Source organism: Deinococcus puniceus, assembly GCF_001644565.1.
Lineage (GTDB): Bacteria > Deinococcota > Deinococci > Deinococcales > Deinococcaceae > Deinococcus > Deinococcus puniceus.
This window is the reverse complement of record NZ_CP011387.1, coordinates 861,940-886,556: the sequence shown is the minus strand read 5'-3', so window position 1 is coordinate 886,556 and position 24,617 is coordinate 861,940. Positions and strand designations below refer to the sequence as shown.

Annotated in this window: 23 protein-coding genes and 2 tRNA genes; 16 read left to right on the top strand and 9 right to left on the bottom strand. The window is 60.7% G+C overall.

All coding sequences use genetic code 11. The features are described from left to right. Positions 1 to 41 precede the first annotated feature (41 nt). Together SU48_RS04055 and SU48_RS04050 are read left to right on the top strand one after the other, a co-directional pair. The gene (locus tag SU48_RS04055; protein ID WP_157451076.1) at positions 42 to 1,124 is read left to right on the top strand and encodes a hypothetical protein; all 1,083 of its coding nucleotides are present in this window, start codon (positions 42 to 44) and stop codon (positions 1,122 to 1,124) included. 80 nt (positions 1,125 to 1,204) lie between these two features. Beyond that, positions 1,205 to 1,843, top strand: coding sequence for a thiamine diphosphokinase (locus tag SU48_RS04050; RefSeq protein WP_064014134.1), 639 nt, complete (start codon positions 1,205 to 1,207; stop codon positions 1,841 to 1,843). A gap of 333 nt (positions 1,844 to 2,176) precedes the next feature. On the opposite strand, the gene SU48_RS04045 is transcribed toward SU48_RS04050, so the two are convergent. After that, positions 2,177 to 3,568, bottom strand: a complete 1,392-nt coding sequence (locus SU48_RS04045; RefSeq protein WP_064014133.1) for an alpha/beta hydrolase — start codon at positions 3,566 to 3,568, stop codon at positions 2,177 to 2,179. A 119-nt stretch (positions 3,569 to 3,687) separates the two neighbouring features. Here SU48_RS04045 and SU48_RS04040 point away from each other — a divergent pair, with 119 nt between their 5' ends. Both SU48_RS04040 and SU48_RS04035 read left to right on the top strand, forming a co-directional pair. Further along, positions 3,688 to 4,359 carry a hypothetical protein gene (locus SU48_RS04040; protein ID WP_064014132.1) on the top strand — a complete coding sequence of 224 codons (672 nt, stop codon included), beginning with the start codon at positions 3,688 to 3,690 and terminating at the stop codon, positions 4,357 to 4,359. A 181-nt stretch (positions 4,360 to 4,540) separates the two neighbouring features. Then, on the top strand, positions 4,541 to 5,047 hold the full coding sequence (locus SU48_RS04035; RefSeq protein ID WP_064014131.1) for a hypothetical protein: 507 nt from the start codon (positions 4,541 to 4,543) through the stop codon (positions 5,045 to 5,047). Between the two features lie 60 nt (positions 5,048 to 5,107). Here the strand turns inward: SU48_RS04035 and SU48_RS04030 are convergent, their stop codons facing one another. Next, the gene (locus SU48_RS04030; protein ID WP_064014130.1) at positions 5,108 to 5,785 is read right to left on the bottom strand and encodes a hypothetical protein; all 678 of its coding nucleotides are present in this window, start codon (positions 5,783 to 5,785) and stop codon (positions 5,108 to 5,110) included. Between the two features lie 136 nt (positions 5,786 to 5,921). Here SU48_RS04030 and hemL point away from each other — a divergent pair, with 136 nt between their 5' ends. The 5 genes from hemL to ilvA all read left to right on the top strand — a co-directional run bounded on the left by hemL (position 5,922) and on the right by ilvA (position 11,796). Beyond that, a complete protein-coding gene (gene hemL / locus SU48_RS04025; protein ID WP_064014129.1) occupies positions 5,922 to 7,319 on the top strand; it encodes a glutamate-1-semialdehyde 2,1-aminomutase in 1,398 nt (465 codons plus the stop codon). Beyond that, positions 7,316 to 7,744, top strand: coding sequence for a CoA-binding protein (locus SU48_RS04020; RefSeq protein WP_064014128.1), 429 nt, complete (start codon positions 7,316 to 7,318; stop codon positions 7,742 to 7,744). Before hemL ends, SU48_RS04020 begins: the two co-directional genes overlap by 4 nt. Continuing rightward, the gene (locus SU48_RS04015; RefSeq protein WP_064014127.1) at positions 7,741 to 8,775 is read left to right on the top strand and encodes an NAD(P)/FAD-dependent oxidoreductase; all 1,035 of its coding nucleotides are present in this window, start codon (positions 7,741 to 7,743) and stop codon (positions 8,773 to 8,775) included. Before SU48_RS04020 ends, SU48_RS04015 begins: the two co-directional genes overlap by 4 nt. Before the next feature lie 321 nt (positions 8,776 to 9,096). Further along, the gene (locus SU48_RS04010; protein ID WP_157451075.1) at positions 9,097 to 9,813 is read left to right on the top strand and encodes a VOC family protein; all 717 of its coding nucleotides are present in this window, start codon (positions 9,097 to 9,099) and stop codon (positions 9,811 to 9,813) included. Positions 9,814 to 10,245: 432 nt separating this feature from the next. Beyond that, positions 10,246 to 11,796, top strand: a complete 1,551-nt coding sequence (gene ilvA / locus SU48_RS04005; RefSeq protein ID WP_064014125.1) for a threonine ammonia-lyase, biosynthetic — start codon at positions 10,246 to 10,248, stop codon at positions 11,794 to 11,796. Between the two features lie 384 nt (positions 11,797 to 12,180). Here the strand turns inward: ilvA and SU48_RS04000 are convergent, their stop codons facing one another. The 3 genes from SU48_RS04000 to SU48_RS03990 form a co-directional block, all read right to left on the bottom strand. Beyond that, positions 12,181 to 13,113: a hypothetical protein gene (locus tag SU48_RS04000; protein WP_064014124.1), complete on the bottom strand. Its 933-nt coding sequence runs from the start codon at positions 13,111 to 13,113 to the stop codon at positions 12,181 to 12,183. Positions 13,114 to 13,148: 35 nt separating this feature from the next. Further along, positions 13,149 to 13,847: a M23 family metallopeptidase gene (locus SU48_RS03995; protein WP_064014123.1), complete on the bottom strand. Its 699-nt coding sequence runs from the start codon at positions 13,845 to 13,847 to the stop codon at positions 13,149 to 13,151. A 155-nt stretch (positions 13,848 to 14,002) separates the two neighbouring features. Continuing rightward, the gene (locus SU48_RS03990) at positions 14,003 to 15,373 is read right to left on the bottom strand and encodes an alginate O-acetyltransferase AlgX-related protein (protein WP_197474682.1); all 1,371 of its coding nucleotides are present in this window, start codon (positions 15,371 to 15,373) and stop codon (positions 14,003 to 14,005) included. A gap of 292 nt (positions 15,374 to 15,665) precedes the next feature. Here SU48_RS03990 and SU48_RS03985 point away from each other — a divergent pair, with 292 nt between their 5' ends. From SU48_RS03985 to SU48_RS03975, 3 genes are read left to right on the top strand one after another with little or no spacing between them, the layout of a single operon-like run. After that, the gene (locus SU48_RS03985) at positions 15,666 to 16,256 is read left to right on the top strand and encodes an alginate O-acetyltransferase AlgF (RefSeq protein WP_082869657.1); all 591 of its coding nucleotides are present in this window, start codon (positions 15,666 to 15,668) and stop codon (positions 16,254 to 16,256) included. Between the two features lie 4 nt (positions 16,257 to 16,260). Further along, positions 16,261 to 17,682: an MBOAT family O-acyltransferase gene (locus SU48_RS03980; protein ID WP_064014121.1), complete on the top strand. Its 1,422-nt coding sequence runs from the start codon at positions 16,261 to 16,263 to the stop codon at positions 17,680 to 17,682. A gap of 7 nt (positions 17,683 to 17,689) precedes the next feature. Next, the gene (locus SU48_RS03975; RefSeq protein ID WP_064014120.1) at positions 17,690 to 18,790 is read left to right on the top strand and encodes an alginate O-acetyltransferase AlgX-related protein; all 1,101 of its coding nucleotides are present in this window, start codon (positions 17,690 to 17,692) and stop codon (positions 18,788 to 18,790) included. A gap of 307 nt (positions 18,791 to 19,097) precedes the next feature. On the opposite strand, the gene SU48_RS03970 is transcribed toward SU48_RS03975, so the two are convergent. Both SU48_RS03970 and SU48_RS03965 read right to left on the bottom strand, forming a co-directional pair. After that, a tRNA-Val gene (locus SU48_RS03970) sits at positions 19,098 to 19,172 on the bottom strand. A 26-nt stretch (positions 19,173 to 19,198) separates the two neighbouring features. Then, positions 19,199 to 19,272, bottom strand: a tRNA-Cys gene (locus tag SU48_RS03965). Between the two features lie 148 nt (positions 19,273 to 19,420). Here SU48_RS03965 and SU48_RS03960 point away from each other — a divergent pair. Then, positions 19,421 to 20,545 carry an AI-2E family transporter gene (locus SU48_RS03960; protein ID WP_064014119.1) on the top strand — a complete coding sequence of 375 codons (1,125 nt, stop codon included), beginning with the start codon at positions 19,421 to 19,423 and terminating at the stop codon, positions 20,543 to 20,545. Positions 20,546 to 20,554: 9 nt separating this feature from the next. Here the strand turns inward: SU48_RS03960 and SU48_RS03955 are convergent, their stop codons facing one another. Further along, the gene (locus SU48_RS03955; RefSeq protein WP_064014118.1) at positions 20,555 to 20,917 is read right to left on the bottom strand and encodes a VOC family protein; all 363 of its coding nucleotides are present in this window, start codon (positions 20,915 to 20,917) and stop codon (positions 20,555 to 20,557) included. Between the two features lie 22 nt (positions 20,918 to 20,939). Between SU48_RS03955 and SU48_RS03950 the strand changes: the two genes are divergently transcribed. From SU48_RS03950 to SU48_RS03940, 3 genes are all read left to right on the top strand, one after another. Continuing rightward, complete coding sequence (locus tag SU48_RS03950) at positions 20,940 to 21,575, top strand: acetoacetate decarboxylase family protein (RefSeq protein WP_231881675.1); 636 nt, start codon at positions 20,940 to 20,942, stop codon at positions 21,573 to 21,575. 400 nt (positions 21,576 to 21,975) lie between these two features. Continuing rightward, on the top strand, positions 21,976 to 23,010 hold the full coding sequence (locus tag SU48_RS03945) for an aldo/keto reductase (protein ID WP_064014116.1): 1,035 nt from the start codon (positions 21,976 to 21,978) through the stop codon (positions 23,008 to 23,010). 86 nt (positions 23,011 to 23,096) lie between these two features. Beyond that, positions 23,097 to 23,843, top strand: a complete 747-nt coding sequence (locus tag SU48_RS03940) for a chlorite dismutase family protein (protein WP_064014115.1) — start codon at positions 23,097 to 23,099, stop codon at positions 23,841 to 23,843. Positions 23,844 to 24,079: 236 nt separating this feature from the next. On the opposite strand, the gene SU48_RS03935 is transcribed toward SU48_RS03940, so the two are convergent. Then, positions 24,080 to 24,532, bottom strand: a complete 453-nt coding sequence (locus SU48_RS03935; protein ID WP_064014114.1) for a DUF3995 domain-containing protein — start codon at positions 24,530 to 24,532, stop codon at positions 24,080 to 24,082. Positions 24,533 to 24,617 lie beyond the last annotated feature (85 nt).

Here is a 24,617-nt window from a genome sequence, read left to right as displayed (position 1 = left end):
TCACTTTTATTTTTGCCGCCGAATGCATTCAGGGAGAACCTATGACACAGCTCCGCTTCACGCTTTCCACACTGCTCCCGCTCTCGTTGGCCTGTTCGGTGGCAGCGGCCCAGACGGCTCCGGCCCCGGCACCAGTCGCCTACAGCGGGCCGCAAGCCGTGCTGTACCTCGCGCCCATGTCCTGTCAGGGCGGAAGCTGCGGCAACAACGCCGGAAGTGAATTTGAAGCCGCCTTGACGCAGGCATTGCAGAACAGCGGCTATTTCCGGGTCATCAAGCGCGAAGACGTGGCCAACCTGAGCGTTTCAGGCGGCATAACGAACATTGAGGAGAGCAGCAGCGGCGGATTTCTCGGCATTGGACAGAAAAAAACGAAAGTCAAAGCTGCGCTGCAAGTTGCTGATCCTTCCAGCGGAGAATTGATTTTTACGGAGCAATGTGAAGGTGAATCTATAAGTACGGGCATCTCAATCGGTGGAATAAATATGGGCAGCAACAGCGGGTACGGTAAAGCTGCCGCCGACTGCGCCATCAACTTGAGTCAGGCCATTACTGCTTCCAAGCGGATTCAACCCTTCCTGAAATACGCTCCCGGCGCGGCACTGCCCACTGCCCGGAATGGTGGGCCTGCCACTACTCCACCATTGGGCTCTGTCCCTCCTGCCACTGCACCCGCCGCACCCGGCTCGATCACCTCCGATCAGGCCGCCGTACCCATCAAGATGCTAGAAGGCGCACTGAAATCGCTGGCCTTTGCCGATATGAACGCGCTGTTTACCTCTGATCCCTACAACCCAGTCAAGATCAAGGAACTGAACGCCGCCGCCACCACCGCCACTCTTCAAAACGCCGCCAAGATGACCTTCAAGGTGTCCAGTAGCGAAAATGTAGGCTTGGGGCAACTGGTCGGTGTGACCTACACGCTGCCTAACGGCACAGAGAAGTTCGCTCAACTGCTGGTCATGGGGCCGTCTGAACTTAATTCACGTGGCGGCGTGCGCCTGATGTACATGTCGCCGTTTAATCCTATGCGTGGAAGCGTGCCGCAATTTGACGCCCTCAGCAAAAATATGGAAGCGTTTCTGGCCGATATTCACCAAGGCTTGGGCCTGCCGACTCCGTAACCTCCGAACGCAATCCCAAACAGAGCCGCCGAGCAATTCTGTCTCGGCGGCTTTTGTCTGTTCTCCTCTACAGTGCAGTCATGATCGCTTGGATTCTGGTGGGGGGCCGCCTGACGCCGACGCCGATGCTGGCGGCGTTGCCCCGGCCCGCACTGGTGGTGGCCGCCGATGGAGGCGCACGGCACGCGGCGGCGCTGGGCGTAATAGTAGACGTGTGGGTGGGCGATTTCGACAGTTCGGCGGGCGTACATGTGGACGCCCCACGCGAGGTTCACCCGGCGGCCAAAGACGAAACCGATGCGGAACTGGCGGTGCGGGTGGCCCTGCAACGCGGCGCGACAGCACTGGTGTTTATTGGCGCATTCGGCGGGCGCTTTGACCATACGGCGGCCCTGATGCTGGGCGGCATTCGGCGGGCGCGTGAAGGCTGGCCCGTAATCCTCACCAGCGGCGACGAATGGGGCTGGCCGCTACTGCCCGCCTCTCCGGTTGCGCTGGAGTTGGAAGCGAATTTAACTCTCAGCGTCCTGGCCTTCTCCGACTTACGCGGCCTAAGCCTCGGCGGAGTGCGCTGGCCCCTTAGCCGCGCCGATGTGCCGCTGGGTAGCGGGTGGACAGTAAGCAACGAAACTACCGGGGCAGCGATAAGAGCCACGCTGGAAGACGGCTGGGCGCTGGTGACGGTGTTGGTGGGTGGGACGGAAATGGTTGGGGATTGAGGTGAGGGCTATGGGCCATGAACTGCAAAAAAGATGACCCCGCCTTTCAATTCGGCGGGGCCATTCTGATGCTCAGGACGGCGCAAGAGCAGAAGCTGAATCACTGATTTTTGCTCAGCTTGGTAGGTAAACCCCCCCGTTGCTGGCGCAACGCCCCCCCTCAAGGGGAGGACAAGGGTGCTTTTTCGCTCCCCTCTAAGGGGGGCTGGCTGCGAAGCAGACTGGGGGGTTCACACGCCATCGTCAACGCTGAATTCTCGCCTCACTGCTTGGCACCCGTCAGACGTTGCCGAGCTATGCAAAGATCAAGAAGAAGTCACGTTTACGCCGCCCTCAATTCACCCCACACGCCGCCACACCTGCACGGGTGGCGCGGGTAAATTTGCAGCCGTAGTTGGGGTTAGCCACGACAGTCGGCGTGGTCACATCGTCGCCCGCAGGTTTCACGCCCGTTTTCTCCCACTTCACCAGATCGCCGAACGCCTCCACGAGTTCGGCGGCGTTGAATTCGCAGTGTCCGGCGGCGCGGACGGCCCGCTGCACCAATCGGTCTCCGTTTCCGGCAGCCAGCGCCGCAGCCCGGTATTTTTGCTGGTGGGCAAACGGCACGTAAAAGTCTCCAAGGGTATGCACCGTCAGCACAGGCACGCTGAATTCTCCGTTGATGCGGGGCAGCCAGCGCACGGCGTCCGGGCGGGCCGGGTTGGGATCGGTGTCACCCTTCACACGCAGAATGCTGGCATTGAAAGCAGTTTCGGCGGCTGTGGGAGTCGCGCCCGCCGTCCAGCGGTAAGACACGTTGGTGTTGTCGTACAGATTGCGGGGCAAGATTCCGGTCACGGTGCCGTCTGCGCCGCCCGTTCCCAGCACGGCACTTTGCCAAGTGGCGCTACGGAATCCGAGTTCGAACACGGGGCGGTCTCCTCCGGTCAGGCTACGGGCAATTTCGCGCAGTTTTGCACCTTGCACGCTGTTTTCTTGCCACTGTGCGCCCTCGGTGCTGGAAAACAGGGCCGCTTTGATGTCGGGCAGCAGGGTCTGGTAGTCGGTTTGGGGAAAGGTGCGGGGGCCAAAGCCCGCAAGTTGTGCCGCCGCCAGCGTGTAATCGCCCAGCCACTGAAACTCGTATTCCTCGTCCATCACGCCGCAAAGGGGCAGCGACGCGGCGTAGGTGGTCTTGTTTTTGGCGCTGGCCTGCGTTTCCTTTTCTACGGCGGCCCCGGCCACATGCCCGCCCATGCTGACGCCCATGATCAGCGTTTTGGTAGGCGCGGCGTGCTTGCCGCCGGTGAGGCTGGTAAAGGCGTTGGCGAGGGCGTTGGTGTCCTCTACACCCGCCTGCACATCGTAATAGTTGGCGCTGTAGCTGCTGGCCGCCCACGCGTACCCCTGAGACAGCAGGAAAGGCCGCAGCGACGGAGCCTGCACCCGCAGTTCTGCGCCCGTGCCCGCGTAACCGTGCGCGTACATCACGAGTTGGCCGTTCCAGTTGGCCGGAACCTCTATGGCGTAGCTGGCCTCGCCCCGGATTCCGGGGTATTTGCCCTGATACAGCGCCGCGCCGGGCGTTGCAGTCAGCGTGGGCACCACAGCCGTAAACGTGCGCGTGTCTTGGGCACGGGTTTCTACAACGGGCGCGATGGGCTGAGTACAGGCCGCCAAAGTCAGGGCCGAAAGAAGGAGAGCGGTGCCGGAGCGGGCAGTCAGGAAGACAGAACGGATCATAGGAAACCTCCGCAAGAGTGCAGTAAAGCCCGCACATCTAGGTTGTTGAGACCCGCCGAGTGTAGCGCAAGACAGCCCGCGCGGGAACCTTCTTCACGTTCGGCCCGTACCCTAGGGGCATGAGACGAAGAGGAGTAGGTTTTGGCTGCTTGGGCTGTGGCGGCGGCACGCTGTTAGTGCTGGCGTTGTTAGGTGCGGCGGCGTGGTTTCTGGTAATTCAGCCCGCCCGCAGCTTCTTGGCAAGTTGGCAGGGCGTCCCCGCGCAGACGCAAACGCAGACCGGAACGGGCACCTCTGGCACCACGATTACGCCGCCGCCCTCATCTGGCACGGCCACGACGGTGAACACCGCCAGCCCACTGACCAAAGCCGACGTGCAAAAGTTCGTGCGAATCCGGCGCGACGTGCGGGGCGCACTGGGCAGCAGTTTCACGGGCCTACAAACCGTGTGGACAGACGTCCAGAACGGCGCGACGCCCAACATTTTGCAAGTCGTGAATATCTTGCGTGAGGTAGGTGGTAGCGTGGGAGCCGCCCGCACCGCACAGGCCGCAGCCCTAGCCCGCGAGGGTATGACCGCCGAACGCTACGCCGCTGTGCGGAACGACGTGAACCGCGCTCTGGGCGTCCCCACCGTGGATTTTGCACAGGCCGCGCAAGCCTTGCAGCAGGGCCGCCTGCCCGATCTGAACACCAGCGTGCAGACCGCAGACCCGCAGGCACAGGCGTTGGTCAATCCCTTCAAGACCGAACTCTTGACGACGGCGGCAGTGGGACTATTGGGACTCTAAACCCCTAGCCGATAGTTGATTAAACAGCGGGCTGGACGGACTGGAGAAGGTTTCAGCCGTCCAGCCTTTTCGTGTGGCTGACCCATTCCAGACCGCTGAGGCTTATGCTGAAGCCGTTCTTCTCCCTCACAATTTCAGCGCCCCAGCATATTCCAGCCCTTTGCCCGCTCAAGGAGTCTCTATGTTGCCTGCCCCTGTGTTGCCTGCCTCCGTGTTGCCCATTCGCCGCGCTGCCCTACCCCTGACTGCCCTCCTGATCGGCACAGCTTTGGCCGCCACTGCTCTCAAACCCTTTTCTCTGGACATAGAAAACGCGTCGGGCAGCGAGGAATACACCATTTCAGGCAAAGCTCCGGCCACCTACAAAGCCGACAATTTCTTCGGCAATCTGGAAGACAGTGTGCGCAAGATCAGCATGAAGTTTCGGGCGGCCACCACGCTGGTGACGTATGACGTGTCTGCGCCGCGCAAAATCCTGCGGAGTGTGAAAACCCCGGCGCGGCAAGTGGCAATTCTGGATACGGTGGGCAATTCCAGCTTTTCTGACCGCTACCACGTGGGCATGACGGTGGCCGCCAAAGGCGTGCCGGGGCGCTTTATCTTCTGCGAGGCCAGCACCAACACACTGCAACTGGTGTACGAAGCGATTGCCATCTGCGATTCGCTGAGCATGAAGAAGAAAAGTTAGAGGAGGCATGGACTGGTGCATGGCGCATCCGGGGGTGAAGCTGAGTGACTCCCGGAAAGATCAGCTTCGCAGCGAAACGGGCAAAAGCCACTGATTTTTCGGCAAAGGCGCTTGATACTCCAACAACTGCCCACGCATCCCAAACCGCGTATATGGTGAGTCCAGCCAAATGTCCCCCATCCATGCTGTCGCCTGTCTCAACTGCTCGAACCGTCCGGCGATATGACCCAACTCCAATATCTTTCCCTCTTCAGTCGTCACTTGCAGCAGCCGCACGTGATGCCAAATCAGATCCATTACCGGCTGAATGCCCAAAACGCCCACCACCTCCACCTGCCCTGTGGCCGAAACCACCGCAGACAAGCTGGGCTTTTCCCTCAGGACAGCGGCCCGCTCGTACTGCGGAATGTCGTCGAACACGTCGTAAGTGAACTCTAGGAACCTGTCGGGGGCTAGGTGCTGCTCTATGAACGAAGCGGCTTGACTGAGCGTCAACGTGCGGTCTACACGAAATTCGTTCAGGTGCGTCCAGAGCTGCACCTGAATGGATTCCGTGTAAGTTTCATCAGCATATCGCTCTAGAACTTCAATACTGGAAACCAGTCCGATATCCAAGGCCGCAAGACGCTGGAGAAATTTCTGACCTTGGAGCATAGGGATAAGAAAACCGCCCTCTGTCAATGGCTCTGCCCAACCAAATTCCTGTTGCAAAAGAAGGCGTTTCTCGGCAGCGTCCATAACTACAGGTCATCCTGCCACAGCTTTGCGCCGCACACGCACCACACCGCCCCCAATCTCACCCCCCATTGGCCCCACGTTCAGACTGTCTGCCCCCTCGCCGCACGTCTCATCAGGGTTCGGTAAGGTGTGCCGTATGACGGCGAATCCTGAGATTCTTTCTACTCCTTCTTCTCAAGCGGCCAGGACAACGCAGTCCCAAGCCTTGTTTGCGCGGGCGCAGGCGGTCACTCCCGGCGGCGTGAACAGTCCGGTGCGGGCCTTCCGCAGCGTGGGCGGCACACCGCGTTTTATCGCGCGGGCCAACGGCGCGATTCTGACCGATGCAGACGGCAACGACTACATCGACCATATCGGTTCGTGGGGGCCGATGATTTTGGGCCACAACCTGCCCGCCGTGCGCGAGGCTGTCATCGAAGCGCTGGCAGGCGGCACCAGCTTCGGCGCTCCCGGTGAGCGGGAAGTGTTGCTGGGCGAGGCAGTGACGCGCATAACAGGCGTAGACCGAGTGCGTTTTGTGAACAGCGGCACGGAAGCCACCATGAGCGCCTTGCGTCTGGCACGGGGGTTTACGGGGCGCAAGTACATTCTGAAGTTCCGGGGTAACTACCACGGGCACGCTGACGGATTGTTGGTGGAAGCGGGCAGCGGGTTGATGACGGACGCGGTGGCCGACGGCGGCCAACTGAACCGCCAAGGCTTAGGCCAAGCCGCCCCCAGCAGCGCGGGTGTGCCGGAAGAATACGCGGCCCTCACATTGGTCAGCGAATACAACGACCCCGCCGCACTGGACGCCCTGATGACGGCACGCGGGCATGAAATAGCCGCCGTGATTTTCGAGCCAGTGGTGGGCAACGCCGGGGTACTAATTCCGAACCCCGAATTCTTGGACGCCCTGCACCGCGTTCAGGCGGCGGGCGTGCTGCTGATTGCTGATGAAGTGATGACCGGATTCCGCCTGAGCCTGCGCGGGGCCACTGGCCTGCTGGGGCTGCGGCCTGACCTGACCTGCTGGGGCAAAATCATCGGCGGCGGGCTGCCTGTGGGCGCATACGGTGGGCGGGCCGAGGTGATGAACTTCGTGTCTCCGCAAGGCCCGGTGTATCAGGCCGGAACCCTGAGCGGCAACCCGTTGGCGATGGCGGCAGGGTTGGCGATGCTGGGCGCACTGGAAGCCGATCCCGGCGTGTACGAGCGCCTGAACACCTACACGGCGCAGTTGGCTGAGGGGCTGAAGGCGGGAGCTTCGGCGGCAGGCGTACCCATCAGCGTGAACCAGATCGGTTCGATGCTCACGGCCTTTCACAGCAGCGCCCCACACGGCAGTATCCGTACCTACACCGACGCCGCCCGCAGCGACACCGCCGCCTTTGCGGGCTGGTTTCAGGGCATGTTGGCACGCGGAATCTACTGGGCACCTTCGCAATTCGAGAGCATTTTCGTGAGCGCCGCCCACACCGACGCGCACCTGAACGCCACGCTGGAAGCAGCGGCACAGGCCTACGCCGCCCTGACGGTACGAGGAGAACAATGACCCTACTGACTTCCACCGCCGACGTGATTCGCGTGCTGACCGACAACAAAACCATCGCCGTGATCGGCTTTCACCGCGACACCGTGAAGCCCGCCCATTACGTGCCCGAATACATGCACCGCCAAGGCTACAGCGTCATTCCGGTGAATCCGTCTTTGGCGGCGCGGGGCGAGAGCTTTTTTGGGCAAAAGGCGGTGTCTACGCTGGCCGAGATTGTCACGCCTGTAGATGTGGTGGAAGTCTTCCGGCGCAGCGACAAGGTGCATGACCATCTGGCCGATATTCTGGCGATGAACCCGCTGCCCAAGGTGGTCTGGCTGCAACTGGGCATCCGCGACGACGCCACCGCGCAGGAACTCGCTGCACACGGCATAGACGTGATTCAAGACCGCTGCATGTTGGCCGATCACCGGGCGCTGCTTTGAGTCTGCCCTCTGAACTTGCCCAGCCTGACCTACTGATCGTCGGCGCGGGCTTAGGGGGGCTGGTCTGTGCGCGGGACGCTGTGGGCGCAGGCCTACGCGTCAAAGTGCTGGACAAATCCAAGGGCGTGTCGGGGCGGGCCGCCACCCGCCGGATTCCCTTAGATGATGGCCGCGAAGCACGGCTGGATCACGGCGCACGCTTTTTTACGGCCCGTCATGACCGCACCAGAGCGCTGGCAGAAGCAGGCCTCCGCGAAGGCTGGCTGAGTGAATGGACGCGCACGGTCAGCGAGTGGCAAGGCGGCGCAATTCACACCGCGCCAGACGGCCATCCCCGCTACGCGCCCGCCGAGGGCTTTAGCGCCATGGGCCGCGCCCTCGCACGCGGGCTGGACGTACAGACCAATACCGAAGTGACCAGTTTGGAACGCCGGGGCAAGGGCTGGCGCGTGCATACCCGCGACGGCGCAAGCTGGGACGCCCCGCGCCTGATCCTCAATTTGCCCGCCCCGCAAGTGGCCGCCCTGCTGGAAGATCACGAGGTTGGCGACGCTGCCGAAGCGGTGGGCCGCGTGCGCTTCGATCCGTGCTGGGCGGTGGGCGTGGTGCTTGAGCAGGATTTGATAGACCACACTTGGCCTGCCCTGAAACTGACTGGACACCCGACACTGGACTGGATCGCCCGCGAACACACCAAACGCGCTCCCGGACACCCGCCCGCGCTGATGCTCCACGCCGGGGCCGAGTGGTCACGCGCCAACTTGGAGCGCCGCCCCGACGAGGTACTGCCAGAATTATTAGAGGCTGCCGCCGAAGTGTTGGGCCAACGTTTGCCTCACCTGCACGCCTTTGCCCACCGCTGGCGCTACGCCACCCCCACCGCCCGCGTGCCCGAACCCTGCCACTGGGATGAAGAATTAAATATCGGCTGGTGCGGCGATTGGCTGACGCCCGATCCACACGGCCCAAGGGTAGAAGCGGCCTTGCTGAGTGGTTGGCGGTTGGCGGCGAGGGTGGGGGCCGGATCGTAGCGGATAGGGGGTTGCAAAATTGTACGGATTTGCTTCGACTTCTATCCACCCTCGCCAGTCGTTCACAATTTCAGGTCCTTGGCGTCGATGGCCGGAAATTTGGTTAACCTTCCAATCTACAGAGCGCCTTCTATCGACGACCTTCGCTGGTGTCAGGATACGCTCCCCGTATTTCCGCTTCTCATGACCTAGCCGTTAGCTGACAGTCAACAAAAAGGACAGAGTTATCAGCTGTTGAAGCCACATTTGCACAGCTAAAAGTCAAACGTGCGATACTACCCACCTTTGACAGTTAACTGGCAAATTCTCGGGGAGGCTGTAGTGGCGAACGAAAAGGTTGTTCCAATTTTTCCGACTGCAAACTTAAAAGCAACTCTCGAATTTTATACTATGCTAGGGTTTAAAATTCTCTACGAACAGCACGCACCTTATGTATATGGGAGTGTGGCACTTGAGAATATTCAAATTGATTTTATCGGCAACAAAAACATAGCGCCGAATCACGAAAATGGGCATATGTGTTTGGTGGCAGTAACCAATATAGATGAGTTGAACAAACTATTCTCAAGTCGAATCAAAGCAGCTTTCGGTAAGCAACTCCGCAGTGGTGTTCCGCGAATGAATGGGGTGAATGACGTGAAAAGCGGTGATCGTCGTTTCAATATGGTTGACCCCGCTGGGAATTACCTCATTTTTGTTCAAATTGCAGAAAAAACCGCGAAGCCCACCAAAGTAGAGAGCAGTTCGCCCCTGACCCCACTGGCGCGAGCCGTGAAAGCGGCAAGGTTGTTTGCCTACTCAAGAGATGACCCCAAATTAGCAGCGGAGCATCTCGATCGTGCCCTCGAGAAACCAGATTTGCTAAGCGTTGTGACGCAATTCCAAGCTTTTATCTTGCGAGCTGATATTGCTGTCATGTTGGACGACAGAGTGACCCTCGAGAAATACATCAAAGCCGCAAAAAGCTTGGTTCTAGAGGAAGCGGATTTGCTTGAAGTGCAAGAAGAAGTGGAGCGTCTGTCTGAACTCGAGGGTTGAGCAAGGCTCGGTTATTGACTTTTTTCGTTGTTGACAACTCGATCCAAATACGAGTTTGCCTTTTGAGATAACAAACGAAGAATTTATCAAGATCGCCTGTGGCAATATATCGTCCATACAATTCGCTACTCATCGTTCGAACGCAGCTCTTGTTGGCCGTGCGTTACTTTTTGAGAGCGACAAAATCTACGAAGGTGTTTGTATTTATTTTTCTTACAGAGGGGCCATCCGGACGGCGGCACCCCCTTGTCTACCCTCCCCCCACTCCACCCTGCGCCCGACGCCTATGCTAACAGCATGAATTACGGGCGAATTATTCAGAGATTCGGGGAGCGACGCTTCCGGCTCTGAACTGCCGTGATGCCCTTCCCCGCCGATCTGGTGGGGATTTTTTTTGAATTTGAACGCTGAACAGACAAGGGAGCGACCAACATGATGCAGGCCAACGAATTCAAACCCGGAACCCTCGACGCGATGGATGTGCTGCGGCTGGCGCTGACCAGCAAGGTGTACGGCGCGGCCATCGAAACGGCGCTCAGCGAGGCTCCGGGCCTCAGCAGGCGCACGGGCAACCGCGTCTTGCTGAAACGGGAAGACCAGCAACCTATCTTTTCCTTCAAAATTCGCGGCGCATACAACAAGATGAGCCAACTGACGGCGGCGGAAGCGGCACGCGGCGTGATCTGCGCCTCGGCGGGCAACCACGCGCAGGGCGTAGCATTCGCGGCGCAGGCGCTCGGCATCCGCGCCGTGATCGTGATGCCCGCCACCACACCCGACATCAAGGTGCAGGCGTGCAGGCAACGCGGTGCCGAAGTGGTGCTGCACGGCGACAGTTTCAGCGACGCGGAAGCCCATGCCTACGGCCTTCAGCAGGATTCGGGCCTGACCTTCGTGCATCCTTACGACGATCCCCTGGTGCTGGCCGGTCAGGGCACGGTGGCGCTGGAACTGCTGCGGCAACTGGACGCACCACACGGCTTTACGGTGTTCGTTCCGGTGGGCGGCGGCGGCCTCATTGCGGGCGTGTCCGGCGTGCTGAAGGCGTTGCGGCCCGATATTCGCATTGTGGGCGTGGAACCCGACGACTCTGACGCCATGTACCAGAGCCTTCAGGCGGGCGAGCGCGTGCGGCTGGACACGGTGGGCATTTTCGTGGACGGCGTGGCGGTCAAGCAGGTGGGCGCGTATACGTTTGACTTGACGCGGCGCTACGTGGACGACTGGGTGCGCGTGAATACCGATGCAGTCTGCGCGGCCATAAAAGACGTGTTCGACGATACCCGCGCCGTGATGGAACCCGCCGGAGCTTTGGCGGTAGCGGGCCTGAAAAAGTACGCCACCGAGCGCGGGCTGCAAGGCGAAGTGCTGGTGGCCCTGACCTGCGGCGCAAACGTGAACTTCGACCGCCTGCGCCATGTGGCCGAACGCGCCGAAATTGGCGAGCAGCGCGAGGCGATCCTGGCCGTGACCATCCCCGAACGCCCCGGCGCATTCCGGCAATTTATCGAAGTGATCGGCGGGCGGGCCATCACCGAATTCAATTACCGTTACGCCCCCCGCACCGACGCCCAAATTTTTGTGGGCGTGCAACTGGCACAGGCTGGGCAGCGGCCCGCGTTGGTGCGCCAACTGACCGATCTGGGCTACCCCGTGACCGATCTGACCGAAGACGAACTCGCCAAAGTGCATGTGCGCCATATGGTGGGAGGCCGCGCCCCCGAAGCCACCGACGAGCGCGTGTATTCTTTCACCTTCCCGGAACGCCCCGGCGCACTGCTGGAATTCCTGACCCACCTGCACGCGGGCTGGAATATCAGCCTGTTCCATTACCGCAATCACGGCAGCGCACATGGCCGGGTCTTGGCCGGAATACAGGTGCCAGACACCGAAATGGACGCCTTCGCCACGTTCTTGGAGGGCTTGGGCTATCCGGCAGAGGACGCGACTCAGAACGCGGCGTACCGGTTGTTTTTGACTTGAGGGCTGAGTTTGCTGGGGGGTAGTCTAAGGGTCTAAGAAGGTCAAGGGCAATCGCTGGCGCTCACTCACCCCTACCAGCCGATGGGGAGGGAGCTAAAACCACCACACCGCCACCCTAAATCGTCCCCGCCCAACTGCGTGTGAGGCCGTCGTGCGTGCAACGCGCGGGCCAATTCCAGTTCAAAGACGACTGCCAGTTCCGGTTCAAGTGAGGGATTCAGCCGGGTTTGGACGCGACAAGATCAATCCTCCTCAGCGGACTCGCAGAGCTGCAAAGCAGAGCGACAAACTCCCCTGACCCCTTTGGGGGCGGGGGCTGGGGGGTGGGGGAAGGCGTAGGAGAAATCCAAAAATACCGCTCTCAACAAGCCCAAACGCCTCTACCTACTCCGGCAAACTCACCACCCGAACGTTCCCATCCTTAGCACTCAGGTAGCTGATCTTTCTCCCGTCCGGGCTGACGCTCCAGTCCCCCTGCCTGACCTGATCGCCCAAGTCGCCCAACGTGCGCCAAGCCCCCGTGCGGGCGTTGTACTCGCGCAGAACGTGTGGGCTGCCGTTTGGAACCAGAGGAATGAGCAACAACCGCGAGGCGTCGCGCCAACGGTAGGAGCCGAAGGAATCGAGCCGCTTGGCCGCGCCCCCAGCCGTGTTTTGAATCCACAAGCCGTTGCGGGCCGCACTGTCGAAGGCAATGTAGTACACGACGCGGGAACCATCGGTGCTGAGGCTCAGGCCCCGGAAACTCAGGGCAGAGCGCAGGGTACGGCGTGAGCCTGTGCGGGTATCCATAGTAAACAGGTCACGGTCACGGGCAGAGGCGTTCAGTTTGCCGTTCAGGAGCAGGGTAGAATCCCCGATCCAGCCGCTGATACCGCCGCCATTCAGGGTAGCGACCTGCTTGGGGGCGGCGAACACGTCAGAGACGAACACGCGGTTGGTGCGGCGGTCAAAGTTGCCGCTGGTATCGCTGCGGGTGTAGGCCAGCCGGGTTTCGCTGCCCGTCCACGTCACGTCTGCGCCGCGTGTAGGCAGGGTGAACTTGCGCCCGTCGCTCAGGCGTTCCAGCGTAGTGTTTTCGCCAGTGCCGGGGCGCACCGCCCAGCGCAGTTTGGGCGAAAAGTAGGCCACCGAGGAAAACCGCCGCGTAACTGTGCCGCCGTCTGCCGGAACCGAATAGATGCCCGTCGCGCTGCGAACAGGCGGGCCATCGAGGAACATCAGCGAGCGCGAATCGGGTGCCCAGACTACGCCGGGGCAACAGGTGCCCGACAATACGGCTTTTGAGGGCAAGGTGGCGGCCAAAGCCGATCCCATAAGAGCAGCAAGCCCGACCAGAACGGCGGCCCGCTTCACCTCGCTCCCCCCGGCGCGGGTGGCCAGGGCTTGGCGAACTCGTTCAGAATGCGCCCGCCGCGCCGCACTTCAGGCTGAGATTCGGGCGTTTGCCATTTGCGCGGCGTACTCAGGTCGTACTGGTAGCCCCGGCCAAAGCTGCCTGCCAGCGCCAGAGAATCCCAATCGGCGGCGATGTACGGCAACGGATTGAAGAAGCGCTGATGCGAGCGGTCACGCAGTTCCAGATGCAGATGCGGCGCACTGACACAGGTGAATTGGGAGTCTCCGCTTTCACCGATCACCTGCCCCCGTGTCACGCGCTGCCCCACCCGCAGAGACGAGCGCACCCGCAGATGGCCGTACAGACTGCTCAGGTTGCCCGAATGATCGATGACCAGATTGTGCGGCGGGCTGCCGTGTGGGCCGTCCACTTCGGACACTACGCCGTCCCCGATGGCCCGCACCGGGGTGCCGCAGGGCGCACTGAAATCCAGCCCCGCGTGTACACCCTGAAGGTTGCCGTAGGTGCTGCGGCGTTGCCGATACGCGCCCGTGGTGTTGCCGTACCCCTGCCCCAGCAGCCAAGTGTTCGGCCCCGGCGCACCCGCAAAAGGCAGCCCGAATTGCCGCGAGGGTTTGGCGATGACGCTGTCGGGCAGGGCCGCCGCATAGTGGGCCGCTGCCCACGTGCCGCCCGCACCAACGCACAACATCCCCACAAGCGCCCACCGTGTTCCCTTCCACCGCCGTTTCATGGCCGAATGCTGGCGCACCGGGCCGCCGCAGAGAGTGGGAAAGGCCACAGGCGGGGCAGGGTCAAGCCTTCAGAGAAGACTGCTTTCCGACCTTCCCTGTGCCCCCCCAAACGTCAGCGCAAAGCGTCCGGAATGCGGCACACTTCGACGTAGCCGGACACAGGCCCTTGCTTTTCCAGTTGAACGGCTAGGGAACGGACAGATTTTTCGTCGGCCAGCAGGCTATAGAAGTCGGTTCGGCTGCCCGTGAAATAGGAAGCAGACGTCCGGTAGATTTCAAACTTCAGGGGCGAGCCGTCCGTGTAAGTCCCCTCTCTGACTTCAAGGTAATTCGTGGGCGCGTCGGTATGAATATGAATCAAGCTGTTGCCCTTGCTGGCCCCTTGCGGCTGGGGTGCAAATACCATCTTTGCCGCCGGAGTCGAAAATTTAGTTTGAGCGATGCGGTTCGCGTCGGAACAGCCGATCAGGGCGGCAGTCATCTGGCCGTAATCGAAATCGCTGTTGGAAATCCCGCCCATAAACGGCACCACCACGAACGGCGGCAACTTGTCCACCAGCGCCGGATCTGCCAAGTAGCCCGCTAGGGTCGCCGTCCTGCCGTTTCCAGAGACCGAGTTGTTCACCACCGGCAGCGCGGTTTTGGCCTCCAACAGTACGCCAAAGTTTTTGTCCACTCGGGTACTGCTGTAGCTCAGGCCGAAGCTGTCGCCAAAAATACCGATCACCGGCTCGACGTCATCGAGGAGTGAGGTGGATTCGGCAGTGTAAGTGGCGTCGTACACGGGCATCGCCTCGATCTTGAGATCACAGGCCTTCATATAGTGCGAACCCATTGACCCCGCAGATCCCCCCGCGGGCTTGATGGTCAGCTCACCTTGCTGCCGCTCCAGGTCAAGCTTCTGGGCCTGGGCGAGGGCCGAAATCTGTGCGGCGATTTGTGTGGTGGCGGCCTCCATTCCAGACAGAGACCAGTGGTGGTCACGGGATTGAAAAAAATCTTCACCGCGTGCATTGACTTGAAAATCGAGGACAGTGGGCAGCAGATCGATGACCGTGATTCCCGTAGCCCGCGCCTGAGCGATCATGGTGTTCCACGACGCCACATAGTGGTCTTTGGAAAACTGAAGTTGTGGGTAGCGTGCGAAGTCGAGCGTCTTGTCGGCGCTCACGGCGCGCGTGGGCACCGGTACCAGAATCAGGGTAGAACCCCGCGCCTTGAACGCTTTGGCCAGCCGGGTCAGGGCCGCCACTGAAGTGCCTCTCAGGCCTTCTAAAGCTGAAAATTCGTAACTCTCAAAAATCCAGCCGTTCGAGCCGAACAATTCGTAGGTGCCCTTCCCATCGATGTCGCTGGACTTAGCGCAAGCGGCGTAGGTAGGCTGTACCGAGGAAACGGCGGCCTGCGCCAGAGCCCCCCCGAGGGAGAGTGGAGCCAGAGCCAGCACGATCTGGGCGGCCCGTGTCCACCGGGAACGGATCACCGGCAGATTCTCAGGTATGTGGCCCAATCGTTGGGCCGCAAGTGGAGCGTAAATTGGCTTCAAGGTGTTCATTCGGGGGGTATTGCTGCCGCGCATAAGCCATGCTGACTGTTGAGGCGTTACCCGCACGCTAAACCACGCAGGAAACAGACTCACCCCGTTCCCATATTTAGCTCATGGGAGCCTTAGATTCTCATGCTGATCGTTCATTAGCACAAAATTAAGAGAAGTGTCGCGGCAAAATCTCACACCTTTGGGTACAGGCTGTGCAATTTCCAGCTAAGTTAGAGGAATGCTAAGAGTCTTTCCTCTGACTTGCCTGTTGATTGGCCTCGCCGCTGCTCAGGAAACGGGCCTGTATGACCCCGCTCCGCCCGCCGACTCGGCCTTCGTGCGGGTGATCAATGCACCCGCCGCCACGCTGGGAGGTAAAGCTGTGACTGCCCTGAAGGGAGCGGCCAGCGCCTACGTGGTCATTCCGCAAGGAGAGTTTGCCGCCAACATCGGTACATCCACCAGCAAGCTGAAGGTCGAGGCGGGCAAGTTCTACAGTGTGGTCAGTCGCGGCGGCACAGTCATGCTGCTGGCCGATCAGGCTGCTGAGAACCGGGCCAAAGCGCTGTTGACGATCTACAACCTGAGCAAGAATGCCAGTATCGACCTGAAAACGGCGGACGGAAAAACGGCGGTGGTTGCGGGCGTCAAAACGGGCCAGAGCGGCAGCCGCGCCGTCAACGGTATTACGGTGGATTTGGCCGCGTTCGCGGGTACTAGGGCGCTGGGTACCCTCAAAGGCGTGAAGCTGGAGCGCGGCAACGCCTACGCGCTCGTGCTGACCGACAGCGGCCTGACCCTCACCCAGAGCAGCACCAAGACCAAATAACCCCGTGGTCTTCAGTTCCAACGTCTTCCTGTTCCTGTTTCTCCCACTCTTTCTGGTCGTCTATTACCTGTTGCCCTTCAAGGCCCGCAGCGCGTGGATTCTGGCAGGCAGCTACGCGCTGTACGGCTGGTGGCGACTGGACTTCCTGTGGCTCCTGATGGCGATTACGGGCGTGGCCTATGCCTACGGATTGGTGCTAGACAGACAACCGGACGGCCCCAAACGGCGCTGGACGCTGATCTCGGCCATCGTGCTGAACCTCGGCGCACTGGCCTATTTCAAGTACGCCAACTTCGGCATCGAGAGCTTTAATGCCCTGACCACCAGCCTGGGCCTCCAAGCCTTCAGTTGGACACCCATTTTGCTGCCCATCGGACTGAGTTTTTTTATCTTTCATGCCATCAGTTACATCGTAGACGTGTATAGGCGCGAGGAACCGCCCACGCACAAGCTGCTGGATTTCGCGGCCTTCATCGCGCTGTTTCCGCACCTGATCGCCGGGCCAGTGCTGAAATACAACCTGCTGGCCGATCAGTTCCGCACCCGCACCCACACGCTGGAAAAGTTCAGCTACGGGGCCACCCGCTTTATGACCGGGTTTGCCAAGAAGGTCTTGATTGCCGACACCATCGCGCCGTTGGTCACGGCCAGCTTCAATCAGCCTGATCCCACGATGGCCGATGCGTGGCTGGGGGCCGCCGCCTACACCCTCCAGTTGTACTTCGATTTCAGCGGCTACAGCGATATGGCCATTGGGCTGGCGGCCATGATGGGCTTCAAGTTCCCCGAAAACTTCAACCATCCGTATATCAGCCGTTCCATCACCGAATTTTGGCGCAGATGGCACATGAGCCTGAGCAGTTGGCTGCGCGAATACCTGTACATCAGCTTGGGCGGGAACCGCTATGGCCGCGCACGCACGTACCTGAACCTGTGGCTGACGATGGTACTCGGCGGCCTGTGGCACGGGGCCAACTGGACGTTTGTGCTGTGGGGCATCTGGCACGGCAGCATTTTGGCCATCGAGCGCCGCCTGAAAGAGACCAACGGGTGGAAGCCGAGTCCGGCGTGGCTGACCATTCCCGGCACGCTGCTGCTGGTCATGGTGGGCTGGGTCATGTTCCGCGCCGACAACGTGCCAGACGCCTTCCGGATGTACCGGGGCATGATCGGTCTCAACGGTGTAGGTCTCAGCGACACGCTGGCCTGGCAAGTGCGCGGCAGTGTGCTGGTCACGATGCTGCTGGGCACAGTGTTGGTCTTCGTTGCACCAGTCTGGGGGGCGCGGGTCGGTGATCTGGGCAGCCGGTTGCTGCGGCCCCGGCTTGCGGTGGGGGCCACGTTGGTCTTGCTGCCCCTGTTCGTGGTCGCCATTCTGAAGCTGTCGGCGCAAAGTTACACGCCCTTTCTGTACTTCCAGTTCTGAGGTTTGCATGACTGAAGTTGCTCAGGACACCGTAAAACGCAAAGACGAACATCCTGCCGCGCCGCGCTTGCTGCGCTGGCTGCCCGCCGCCTTCCTGCTGGGCGTGGTCGGGTTAGGCGCAGTGGCAACCCTCGGCAGTCCCGGCTTCCGCGAGCGCGTGGCGGGCCAAGACGTGCTGACGGGCACTTGGCAACTGGCCTGGGAAAAGGGTCTGGATGCCAAAGTGCCGTGGCGTGACCCCAGCGTGAATCTGTGGGGCCGCCTCAATTACCGTCTGTTCGGAGAAGCCCGCGAGGGCGCACTGGTGGGCAAGGAAGGCTGGCTGTTCACCAGCGAGGAATACCAGACGGCGGAGGGTGACGAGGCCGAAATTGCCGCCAAAGTGAAGTACATCTCGGAGGTGCAGGAGGAGTTGGCCAAAGACGGAGCCAAGCTGGTGGTTGCCCTGATTCCCGCCAAAACCCGCCTGTATGCCGAGTTTCTGTCTGTGCCTGTTCCCCGCCAGCAGGCCGATACTTACGCTTCTTTCCGCGTTGCCCTCACCCAAGCCGGGATCGCCGCGCCTGATCTGCTCGCCAGCCTTCAGGGAGAAAAACAAGAAGATGCAGGCGACCTGTTCTTCCGCACCGATACTCACTGGACGCCGTATGGCGCAGCAATAGCCGCCCGAACGTTGGCCCCGGCCATCACAGAACTGGCCCCCGATTTGCCGCCCGCCGAGTATGCAATGCAGATCAAGCCTGCCACCGAACGCACAGGCGACCTTCTGCGCTACGTGCCCGGCCCAGCACCCGACCAAGTGCGGGAATTGGACTACACCCGCACCGACGAGGGCGGCGGCGGTCTGCTGGGCGAAGAAACTCTGGCCGTTACGTTGGTGGGCACCAGCTACAGCGCCGAGGGCAAAGACAACGTATGGCATTTCGCCGGGGCGCTCTCGCAGGCCCTAGGCACCGAAGTATTGAACGCCGCGCAAGAAGGCAAAGGCCCGATTGTGCCTATGCGTGACTACCTGAAAAGTGAAGACCGCCAGAACAACCCCCCACAAGTCGTCATTTGGGAAATACCAGAACGGTTCCTGCGGGTGGCGTACAAAGAATCGCCGTAAGTGCGGACTCTGCCCCACAAGCCTTCCTGCTTGGGGGTAGGTCGGCTTGGATGAGGCGTGAGGCTCTAGCTCCCGCGACATAAATCCTAATGGCTGGCCTTGCAACTAGATTAAAAGCCGGCTGGTACGTCGAATGGCGTGGAGTTCAGACGAGCATTGGCTGTCTTTAGAGTGTGAGGGTTCGGGCGATTCTGCCCGGCACAAGGCATAGGCTAGAGCCGTAAACCCAGACGTTATGGCAGAGGCGGCGGCACACGGCTAGGCCATAGATACAAAGAAAAAACGCCCTCTAGGAAGGCGTTTTGGTTGGTAGACCCGAGCAGATTTGAACTGCTGACCCCTACAGTGTCAATGTAGTGCTCTACCCCTGAGCTACGGATCTGAACCTAAGTGAAATCGGGGAAAACTTGGAGGCGCTGACCGGACTTGAACCGGTGGTGGAGGTTTTGCAGACCTCTGCCTTACCACTTGGCTACAGCGCCGGGGGTCTGCGTGGTGGTGCTGAGGTGCCGCGGGCGGAATGTTGCTCCTGCCAGCGGAAGGAATAGTAGCACGGGGTCAGAAGAGTGTCTACCCTCGGCGGGGCAGCGTCTCAACAGCGGCGGGTGGTCTTAGAGTAGAGGCACTGTGATGCCACCCCTACCCACCAGAGAAGTTCATGACAACGCATTTCAGCACGCTTGGCGAAATCCGTGGGTGCGGTTGGCCGTCTTTGGGCTGATCGCCTACCTGATGTACCGCCTGCTGGGGCAGATCACCAGTGTGGTAGTGGATTTTCTGGTGGCCTTCCTGATCGCCTACCTTGCCAATCCCCTGCTGAACTGGTTGCAGCGCGGAAGGGTCAAACGTGGGCTGGGCGTCTTGTTCGTACTGCTGATGTTCGGCGGCATCTTTGCGATGGCTGGGGCCTTGATCGTCACTATTTCCGCGCAATTCATTCAATTGTTTCAGGATTTGCCGGGCCAAGTGGAGCAGCTCAGCTCGGGCCTAGACCGATTGACGGGCTGGCTCACGGGGTTGGGCGTGCCGGGCCTAGACAATGCCCGCGAACGCCTGACCGAGGCGGCGCAGACCTACCTGCAAAGTCTGGAAGACAACATCGTCCCCATCTTGCAAAACGCCCTGAGTTCGTCTAGCACGGTGTTCGCAGGCCTGATGTCTATCGGCGGTTTTATCGGGCAAGTACTGCTGATTTTGCTGCTGTCGGTGTACCTGATGCTGGATTACGCCCGCGTGAACGTGACCCTGCTGCGCGTGTTTCCGCGCCCCTGGCAGCCGCGTGTGCTGGAACTGTCGGGCCTCGTGGGCACGGCGGTGGGCGGCTACGTGCGCGGGCAACTGCTGATCGCCATTTTTATCGGCGTGTTCGTGTGGCTGGGCCTGACCCTGCTAGGCATTCCTAGCGCCGCCGCCATCGGCTTTTTGGCGGGTGCGTTCAATATCGTGCCGTACTTGGGGCCAGTGGTGGGGGCCACGCCCGCGCTGCTGCTGGCGCTGCCCGATGGCTGGGTCAAGATGCTGCTGGTCGTGGTGGTGTTCGTGGCCGCCAACCAAATAGAAAGTAACTTCCTGAGCCCCTACATTCTGAGCAAAACCACCGATCTGCACCCGATTACGGTGCTAGTGGCAATTTTGGTGGGCGTAGCGCTGCTGGGCTTCGTGGGAGCGCTGCTGGCCGTGCCGGTGGTGGCGCTGGGCAAACTGCTGCTGGAAAAGTACTACTACGCCAGCCGGGTGTACAGCGAAGGGCCGTAACGTGTCCCGTCAACCATCGGCCTGAAGTAATTCTACTTGCCGCCCATCGGGGTCTTCTACAAAAGCCATGTCGCGCCCGCTGGGGCTGGGTTGCAAGTCCCGCGTCACCACCACGCCCGATGCCCGCAGCACAGGCAGCAGCCCCCGCAAATCGGGCACATGCAGGGCAATATGTTCGGCCCAGTGGGAATGCGGCGCGGGAGTTTCGCCCTTTATCTGAAAAAATTGCAAGAGGCCGCCGCCCAAGCGCACCACAGCGCGGCGGTGGCCTTCTGCGGTGGTCAGGTTCTTTTCGATTACGCCGCCTAGATGTGTATAAAAGGCGAGTGTGGCGGGCAAGTCGCGGGTCAGGAAGGAAACGTGTTTCAGCATGGCTCTACGGTACGCTGAAGCCGTGCCCACCGACACCGTGCCCATCCACTGTGCCCCGCCGCCTTGGACACTGCACGGGCGCGGCCTAGTTGCGCTGTACCGCCAACCTGCCACGTGGGGGGCGCTGATGCTGCTGCGCTACACCGATTCTCCGGTGGGGCCATACGACGAACTGTTGTGGGCAACCGCGCCCCATTCGTCGCCCGCTGGCCCGCGTCCACAGGTGCGCCAGATTGTGGTGAGCAGTGAAGCCAGCGTGCGCTGGGGCCGCCGCAACTGGGGCATTCCCAAAGGGTTGGCGCGATTCGAATGGCAGGAGGAAGGACAGACAACACAAGTCCGAATTTCTGCACCAGACGGACAACTGTTGGCACACTTGGCCTACCAGACGCGGGGAAGCTCGCTGCCCGTTTCCACTACACCTGTGCCCGCCCAGTTCCGCACGCTGGCCCAACCTGCATTAGACGGCGAAACTGGCTGGCTCCTGACCCCCGTGAGCGCTGTGGGCAAGGTACAACCCGCCCGCCTGACCGTGCTGGACGCCGCCGGATTCCACGCGCCACTTACGCAGCTTCGGCCCCGGCTGACGCTGGCTGTGCCGCAGCTTCGGCTTACGTTTCCAGTGCCGGATAAAGTTGGCGATGTGGCGCTTGAGTGAGCCAAAACGAAAAATCCGCCCTGCTCGGACGGTGATAAGGCAAATATAGCGTGATATGCAGGCTCTGTCAACTCATGCACACGGGCCAGAATTTCGCCGTACTGGACGATGTTTCTAGCTTCGCAACTTATCGCGGGCTGAATATCCACACCTCTTCCCGCCGATTTGAGGCATAAAAAATCCGCCCTTCTCAGACGGCAGCGGTCTTGCTTTGGGTTGCCTTACTTGATAGGGATAAATATAGCGCGGTATGCAGCCGCAGTCAACTCATGCGTGTGACTGAAATTTTGAGCGTGCCAGACGACATTCTTCAGACGCACCTACCTGCGCTGCTGCATATCCGCGCCTGACCTGTCGGTCGGGGTGCATTGTCCCGGCGGCACAGTGAAATAGTGCAGGCATGGAATACAGGAAGCTTTTGGGCACCGACCTGACCCTCAGCGCCGTCGGGTTTGGCGTGTGGACAGTGGGAACGACGTGGTGGGGCGTGAAAGACGAAGACGTGGGCGTGCGGTTGCTGCGCCGCGCCTTCGAACTGGGCATCACCTTTTACGACAATGCCGACACCTACGCCTCGGGCCGCGCTGAGGAATTGCAGCGGAAAGCGCTGGGCGACGTGCGCGATCACCTGATCATCGGCACCAAGTTCGGCTACGACATCTACAACAACCCCGAACGCCCCGGCCAGCAGGAGCGCCCGCACGACTGGACGCCCGCCTACCTGCGAAAGGCGCTGGAAGGCAGCCTGACCCGCCTCGGCACAGACCGCATCGATTACTACCAGTTGCACAACCCGCGCCTAGACGCGATTGCCCCCGGCTCCGCGCAGAGTGACGATCTGTTTGCCGAACTGGAAGCCCTGAAAGCCGAAGGGCTGATTCGGGCGTATGGCACGGCGCTGGGGCCAGCCCTGAACGAGCGCCAGATTGAGGAAGGCATTGCCAGTGTGCAAGGTCGCCGCGCCCCCACCCAGATTATTTACAACCTGCTGGAGCAAGTACTGGGCGAGCAAATCCTGCCTGTGGCCGAGGCCGAGGGCGTGGGCGTGATGGCCCGCGTGCCGCACGCATCGGGGCTGCTGGAAGGCTATATGACGCTGGACACCACCTTTGAACCCGGTGACCACCGCAACTGGCGTATGACCACCAACGAGAAGCGCAAAGCGTGGATGGAAGACGGCCTGAAGAAGGTAGAGCAGTTGCAGACCGAGTTTGTACAGGGCCGCACGATTGGGCAACTGGCGCTACAGTTCGCCCTGCGTTCGCCCGCGATGGCGTCGGTGATTCCCAATATCTACGACGAAAAAGGGCTGGAAGAATACGCTGCCGCCCCGAATGCCGCCGAGCTGACCGACGCTGAATATGCAGGCATTCAAGCCCTGTACGCCGCCAACTTTGGCCTGAACACCAACTTGATTGGGGAGGTTGTCCGATGAGCGAGCCACAAAATCAAACTGAACACACCCCGCCCGCCCCGACTGGACGCCCAACAGGCGCACCAGCAGGCGGGGGCCGTCCGAAAATGATGGTTGACCTCGACCCCAGCGGCCAAGTGACCGGGCGCGAGCCTGACCGGGCCAACCGCCAATTTTTGAATTATGCCTTCTTCAAGCTTGATCCTGCTTTTCGCCGCTTGCCGCACGCCGAACGCGAGGAATTGAAGGCCGAGTTCTTGGCCGCCGCGCAGGGCTGGACAGAAGACGCGCCCGCCCCCAAAGGCCTGATTCAGCGCCCGTACTCGCTGGTGGGCGTGCGGGCCGATGTGGATTTCATGCTGTGGCGCATTGCCTTCGATGTGCGCGAGTTTCAGGAAGCGCAGGGCCGCCTGAACCGCACCCGGCTGATGGGTTACCTGACGCAGCCGTACAATTTTGTGAGCATGAACAAGCGCAGCCAGTACGCCAACCGCGTAGACGGCAGCGGGCACGGGCTGGAAATCTTGCCGGGGCAGGGGCAATACCTGTTCATCTACCCGTTCGTGAAAACGCGGGCGTGGTACGACCTGACGCCGCACAGCCGCCAAGGCATGATGGACGAGCATATTCACGCCTCGGTGCCGTTTAAGGGCGTGCGGATCAATACCAGCTACAGCTACGGCATAGACGATCAGGAGTTCGTGGTGAGCTTCGATTCCGACCACCCGCAGGAATTCGTAGATTTGGTTCACCGCCTGCGCTACACGCAAGCCAGCCTGTACACCCTGACCGACACGCCTATGTTTACGTGCGTGAAAAAAGATTTGGCAGGTGTGCTGGACGATCTGGGCTGAGGCTCAAACAAGTTAAGCGGGCGTCAGGCGGCATGGTTCGCCCCTGACGCCCGCTTGCTGTATGCATTCGCCCTCTATTTGATGACCTATAAATCTCGTGCAGCACAGTGAATTTTGCTTGGGTCTGATGGGGTTGACACGCGATGTATACCGCGCTATATTTTCTTTATCACCGTCCGAGCAGGGCGGATTTTTCGTTTCACCCACCTGCCCGCTGGAAAGTCCTTTGCCTGACGTCAATCAGCTTGCTGAGCTTGGCTGAACCCTAAAACACCATACAGCGCGGCCAGCAGCGAACATAGCGGCGTATAGAACCGGGCGTCCATGCGGGCAAACTGAGTGTCTGAGGGCTGCCGGGTCAGACCCACGCTGCGGCCATCGCCTACAGCACGCAGCAAAAACACACCCGCAATCAGGCGCAGAGGCCAGCGCAATCGGGCTGCACTCTGGGATTGAGAGAGCACGGCTGCGCCGCTCATGCCTGCCAAACCTGCGGCAACCACCAGTGTTGCGGCTGGTGAGGGTAAAAACATGGGCTTGCCCGTTGTGTGTTGAGGCAGGGCAGCACTCAGTCCGGCGCGGCCCCCAGCAGCCCAGTACACATGCAAGGCAGAGATGACCCCCGTAATGAGAGCGGCCCCAGCAGAGGCTAAGCGCACAACAGCGGGGGCCGGGAGTTTGTCTGACATAGGGTGATCAGACACTTTTTGGCCTAGAAGAATGTCCTGCTTAGGCTATATCGCGCCCGGTTTGGCCTAGTAGCAGCAAGCCGTA